Source organism: Leisingera sp. (assembly GCF_982940295.1).
This window is the reverse complement of the sequence record NZ_CEYXRG010000031.1, coordinates 25399-31448: the sequence shown is the minus strand read 5'-3', so window position 1 is coordinate 31448 and position 6050 is coordinate 25399. Positions and strand designations below refer to the sequence as shown.

General features: G+C 63.2%; 6 protein-coding genes. All 6 read right to left on the bottom strand.

Translation table 11 applies throughout. From position 1 onward, the window contains the following. On the bottom strand, positions 1-1075 hold a 1075-nt coding region (locus AC4HIX_RS19795), incomplete at its 3' end, for a formate--tetrahydrofolate ligase (protein WP_490400254.1). Positions 1076-1361: 286 nt separating this feature from the next. Next, entirely contained in the window at positions 1362-2693 is a 1332-nt protein-coding gene (gene glnT / locus AC4HIX_RS19790; RefSeq protein WP_475047880.1) for a type III glutamate--ammonia ligase, read from the bottom strand. Positions 2694-2769: 76 nt separating this feature from the next. Beyond that, the gene (locus tag AC4HIX_RS19785; protein ID WP_027236195.1) at positions 2770-4101 is read right to left on the bottom strand and encodes an FMN-binding glutamate synthase family protein; all 1332 of its coding nucleotides are present in this window, start codon (positions 4099-4101) and stop codon (positions 2770-2772) included. Positions 4102-4119: 18 nt separating this feature from the next. After that, positions 4120-4803, bottom strand: a complete 684-nt coding sequence (locus tag AC4HIX_RS19780) for a protein GlxC (protein WP_490400253.1) — start codon at positions 4801-4803, stop codon at positions 4120-4122. Between the two features lies 1 nt (position 4804). Continuing rightward, positions 4805-5701 (bottom strand): class II glutamine amidotransferase, encoded by an 897-nt coding sequence (locus tag AC4HIX_RS19775; RefSeq protein ID WP_475047886.1) that lies wholly within the window; start codon positions 5699-5701, stop codon positions 4805-4807. A 132-nt stretch (positions 5702-5833) separates the two neighbouring features. After that, the gene (locus tag AC4HIX_RS19770) at positions 5834-6049 is read right to left on the bottom strand and encodes a hypothetical protein (protein WP_475047889.1); all 216 of its coding nucleotides are present in this window, start codon (positions 6047-6049) and stop codon (positions 5834-5836) included. Position 6050: the final 1 nt, after the last annotated feature.

Sequence of the window (6050 nt, the reverse complement as noted above, 5' to 3'; positions counted from 1 at the left end):
AGCCGGAGTTCACCGCCTCGACGTTCTCGGCACCCAGATCCGCCTTGGCAACGCCACCGTTCATCTTCATCGCGCGCACGGTGGCGACCAGCACCACAGCCGACGGCGCGATGCCTGCCTTGCGGCACTTGATGTTCATGAACTTCTCGGCGCCGAGGTCCGCGCCAAAGCCTGCTTCGGTCACCACGTAGTCGGCGACTTTCAGCGCGGTCTTGGTGGCGATCACCGAGTTGCAGCCATGCGCGATGTTGGCAAACGGGCCGCCATGCACGAAGGCAGGGTTGTTTTCCAGGGTCTGCACCAGGTTCGGCTGCATCGCGTCCTTCAGCAGAACGGTCATCGCGCCTTCGGCCTTGATGTCGCGGCAGTAGACCGGGGTCTTGTCGCGGCGGTAGGCCACGATGATGTCGCCGAGGCGCTTTTCCAGGTCCTTGAGGTCGTTGGCCAGGCACAGGATCGCCATCACTTCCGAGGCCACGGTGATGTCAAAGCCGGTTTCGCGCGGGAAGCCGTTGGACACGCCGCCGAGCGAGGCAGTGATCTGGCGCAGCGCGCGATCGTTCATGTCGACGACGCGGCGCCATGCGACGCGACGCACGTCGATCTCGCACTCGTTGCCCCAGTAGATGTGGTTGTCGATCATCGCCGACAGCAGCGAGTGGGCCGAGGTGATGGCGTGGAAGTCGCCGGTGAAATGGAGGTTCATCTCCTCCATCGGCACCACCTGGGCGTAGCCGCCGCCTGCGGCGCCGCCCTTCATGCCGAAGTTCGGGCCGAGCGATGCTTCGCGGATACAGATCATCGCGTTCTTGCCGATCCGGTTCAGCCCGTCGCCCAGGCCCACGGTGGTGGTGGTCTTGCCTTCGCCTGCCGGGGTCGGGTTGATCGCGGTCACCAGGATCAGCTTGCCGTCTTCGCGGTCCTGCACCGAGTTGATGAACCGCTGGCTCACCTTCGCCTTGTCGTGGCCGTAGGGCAGCAGATCGTCATTGGAAATCCCGATCTTCGCACCAATCTCCTGGATCGGCTTCTTCTGCGCCTCACGCGCGATCTCAATGTCACTCTTGTAGCTCATGGCCTTCTCCCTGCTGCCATCCGTTCCGGTTCACGCCCCGCAGCAGAAGTTGATTGCGAGGCAAGATATATTCCTATTACTCAATTTATTTTCCTGCGCGTCAACACCTTCCTGAACCGGTTTCCCTGAAAAACAGGAGGTTTCCGGCGATTCCGCCGCCAATCGGAAACAGGCGGATTTCACCCCGGGTGAAAGCGGCGCATATGCGGCAGGCGCTGCCGCAAATAAAAAGGGCCCGGGCAGAACCCGGGCCGCAGATGTCCGGCCAATAGGCCAGAGCGGGGAATCAGATGTCCAGCGTGTTGTCCTTCTCCCAGCGGGAGAAGTGATTGACGAAGGAGTTCCACTCCTGCTCTTTCATCTTCAGGTAAGCGGCCGAGAATTCCTCGCCCATCATTGCCTTCAGACCGTCGTCCTTGTCGTAGAAGCGCAGCGCATCCAGCATGTTGAGCGGCAGCTTCGGCGCGTCGGTGATGGTGTGGCCCTCGGCGTACATGTCGATGTCGTGGCGCGGGCCGGGGTCGGCCTTGGACCGGATGCCGGAAAGGCCGGCTGCAATGATCACCGCCTGCAGCAGGTAGGGGTTCACCGCGCCATCGGGCAGGCGCAGTTCAAACCGGCCGGGGCCGGGCACGCGCACCATATGAGTGCGGTTGTTGCCGGTCCAGGTCACGGTATTCGGCGCCCAGGTGGCGCCCGACATGGTGCGCGGCGCGTTGATGCGCTTGTAGGAGTTCACCGTCGGGTTGGTGATCGCCGCCAGCGCCGAGGCGTGCTTCATGATGCCGCCCAGGAACCAGCCGCCCTGCTCAGACAGACCCAGTTCGGCAATCTGGCCTTCGCCCTTGTCGGCGGCAAAGACGTTGGTGCGGGAATCCTTGCCGGGCGCATCCCAAACCGAGATGTGTGCGTGGCAACCGTTGCCGGTGAGGCCCTCGACCGGTTTCGGCATGAAGGTCGCGCGGTAGCCGTGCTTTTCCGCCACCGACTTGGTCATGAACTTGAAGAAGCTGTGCTTGTCGGCAGTCGACAGCGCGTCGTCGAACTCCCAGTTCATTTCGAACTGCCCGTTGGCGTCCTCGTGGTCGTTCTGGTACGGGCCCCAGCCCAGGTCCAGCATGTAGTCGCAGATCTCGCGCACCACGTCATAGCGGCGCATCACCGCCTGCTGGTCATAGCAGGGCTTTTCAGCGGTATCGAAGGGGTCGGAGATCTCGTCGCCTTCCGGGGTCAGCAGGAAGAACTCGGCCTCGATGCCGGTCTTCACGTGCAGGCCCTCGCTTGCTGCCTCCTTGATCAGGCGGCGCAGCACGTTGCGCGGCGCCTGGGCCACGTCCTCGCCTTCCATGACGCAGTCAGCCGCCACCCAGGCGACCTCCGGTTTCCACGGCAGCTGGATCACCGAGGACGGATCCGGCACCGCCAGCATGTCCGGATGTGCGGGCGTCAGGTCAAGCCAGGTGGCAAAACCGGCAAAGCCGGCCCCGTCTTCCTGCATGTCCGCGATCGCCTGCGCCGGCACCAGTTTGGCGCGCTGGCCACCGAACAAGTCGGTGAAGGAGATCATGAAGTATTTGACGCCTTTTTCTTTTGCGAAAGCAGCCAGATCTGTCGTCATGGTCCTACTTCCTTTCCCTGTTGAACGTATTTCAGAAATGGGGCGCAGACTGTTGCCAGCCGCGCCCCGCCAATCATCAGAACCCAGCTTTGCCCGGGTACCAGTCGGTGCCCGCCAGCGGCACCCGCGCCATGGCGGCGGCCTCCATGGTCAGGGCGCACAGATCCTCGGGTTCGAGGTTGTGCAGGTGGTTGTGACCGCAGGCGCGGGCGATGGTCTGCGCTTCCAGCGTCATCACCTTGAGGTAGTTGCGCAGGCGGCGGCCCGCGTCGACCGGGTCCAGCCTCTTCATCAGCTCTGGGTCCTGGGTGGTGATGCCGGCCGGGTCGCGGCCCTCGTGCCAGTCGTCATAGGCGCCGGTGGTGGTGCCCAGCTTCTGATACTCGTTTTCCCATTTCGGATCGTTGTCGCCCAGCGCGACCAGCGCCGCGGTGCCGATCGCGACCGCATCTGCGCCCAGCGCCATCGCCTTGGCCACGTCCGCGCCGGTGCGGATGCCGCCGGAAACCACCAGCTGCACTTCGCGGTGAACGCCCAGGTCCTGCAGTGCCTGCACGGCAGGGCGGATACAGGCGAGCGTCGGCAGACCGACATGTTCGATGAACACATCCTGGGTGGCGGCGGTGCCGCCCTGCATGCCGTCCAGAACCACAACGTCGGCGCCGGCCTTCACTGCCAGTGCGGTGTCATAATAGGGGCGGGTGCCGCCGACCTTGATGTAGATCGGCACCTGCCAGTCGGTGATCTCGCGCAGTTCAAGGATCTTGATTTCCAGGTCATCCGGGCCGGTCCAGTCCGGGTGGCGGCAGGCGGAGCGCTGGTCGATGCCTTTCGGCAGGGTGCGCATTTCTGCAACCCGGTCAGAGATCTTCTGGCCCAGCAGCATACCGCCGCCGCCGGGCTTGGCGCCCTGGCCGACCACGACCTCAATCGCGTCCGCCTTGCGCAGGTCATCCGGGTTCATGCCATAGCGGGACGGCAGGTACTGGTAGACCAGTTTGGAGGAATGGCCGCGCTCTTCCGGGGTCATGCCGCCGTCGCCGGTGGTGGTCGAGGTGCCCGCAGCGGATGCACCGCGGCCCAGGGCCTCCTTGGCGGGGCCGGACAGCGCGCCAAAGCTCATGCCGGCGATGGTGATGGGGATATCCAGTTCAATCGGCTTCTTGGCGAAACGGGTGCCCAGCGTCACCTTGGTTTCGCATTTCTCGCGGTAGCCTTCCAGCGGGTAGCGCGAGATCGAGGCGCCAAGGAACAGGAGGTCATCGAAATGCGGCACCTTCCGCTTGGCGCCGCCGCCGCGGATGTCGTAGATCCCGGTGGCCGCTGCGCGGCGGATCTCCGCATTGATCGGGTTGGAGAATGTCGCCGACTGGATCGGGACGGTACGGGGGATGTTATTGCTATCCATGTCTTTTGATCCCTGTCCTTAGTACGCTTGCGCGTTGTCGACGTCGAAGTTGTAGAGCTTGCGGGCGGAGCCGTAGCGCTTGAACTCTTCCGGCTTGGCATCTGCGCCGGCGCGGGCCAGCAGATCCTTGAGGATCTCGATGTGCTCGGGGCGCATTTCCTTCTCAACGCAGTCGGCGCCGAGGCTCTTGACGCTGCCGCGCACGAAGAACCGCGCCTCATAGCAGCTGTCGCCCAGCGCATCGCCGGCATCGCCCAGCACAACCAGGTTGCCCGCTTGCGCCATGAAGGCGCACATATGGCCGATGTTGCCGTGCACCACGATGTCGATGCCCTTCATCGAAATACCGCAGCGCGAGGAGGCATTGCCCTTGATCACCAGGAGGCCGCCATGGCCGGTGGCGCCGGCATACTGACTGGCGTCGCCCTCGACGATCACGGTGCCGGACATCATGTTCTCCGCCACGCCGGGGCCGACGGAGCCCTCGACCTTGACGGTCGCCTGCTGGTTCATGCCGGCGCAGTAGTAGCCGGTGGAGCCCTTGACGGTGACTTCGATGGGCGAGTTCAGACCCACGGCAATCGCATGGCTGCCCTTGGGGTTAACGACTTCCCAGGCAGTCTTGTTGGAGCTGCCATTGAGTTCCTGCAGGGCCGAGTTCAGACCGCGCAGGCCATTTGCTTCAAGATCATATGTCTGCATCTTAGTGGTTCCAGAAGTAAACGGTTGCGGGTTCGGGCTCCCAGACGCGGGCCTCTTCGATGCCCGGCAGGTTCACCAATGCGCGGTATTCGGACCCGAACGCCACATACTGGTCAGTCTCTGCCATTACGGCCGGCTTACAGGCGATCGGGTCGCGGACCACGCCAAAGCCGTCCTTGGTGCCGACCACAAAGGTGAAGAAGCCATCCAGGTCCTCCAGGCTGCTTTCCAGCGCCTCGCCCAGCGATGCGCCGTTCTGCATCTTCCAGGTCAGATAGGCAGCGCCCACCTCGGTGTCGTTCTGGCTTTCGATCCGCACACCCTCGCGGCGCAGCTTGCGGCGCAGCGAATTGTGGTTGGACAGCGAGCCGTTGTGCACCAGGCACTGGTCGGAGCCGGTGGAGAACGGGTGTGCGCCCTCGGTGGTCACGGCGGATTCGGTGGCCATACGGGTGTGGCCGATGCCGTGGCTGCCGCTCATGCCGCGCACGTCGAAACGCTCGGCCACTTTCTCCGGCAGACCCACTTCCTTGTAGATCTCAATGGTGTCGCCTGCGCTCATGACGCGCATGCCGGGGCGCAGTTCGGCCAGCGCGCTGCGTGCCTCCTCCTCCTTGCCCGCGGGCAAGTCAAGGACCGCATGGGTGTCGATCACCCGGATCGACACATCGGCGCTCAGCGCTTCGGCCAGCGCGCCGTCCAGGCCGTCAAAGGCCTCGTCCGGTGCATCGGACTGGACGGTGAGCTTGGCCCGCCCATCGGCGTCCGCGCCATAGATTGCAATGCCCGCACTGTCGGGACCGCGGTCCGTCATGGTGATGAGCATATCGGTGAGCATATCGCCCAGTTTCGGCTCTAGTGATTTGTCTTTCAGAAAAAGACCGACAATCCCGCACATGGGTGTGCCTCCTGCTTTTCATCTCGAATCAAAGCTAGCAGTTTGCGATCCACCGTTCAACTCTTATGAAACTTATTTTCCTTAGAAGGAAAGAAAGGCGCGCCGGACTGGCGCGCCTCTGACCGGATCAGGTCAATACTTTTCAAGCAGATTGTGGATTTTTTCCGTATCTCCCATCCGCTTGGCCTTATCCAAATGGGCGCCTTCGCGGACAAACTGGATCCTGTGCCAGGCAATCCAGAAGACCACGCCCAGGACCACCATCAGCCCCTCTGATCCCTGGAAGGGATAGACTGCCCCAACCTCTGCCAGATCCACTGCCCAGCTGTCGTAACCGATCGTAGACATT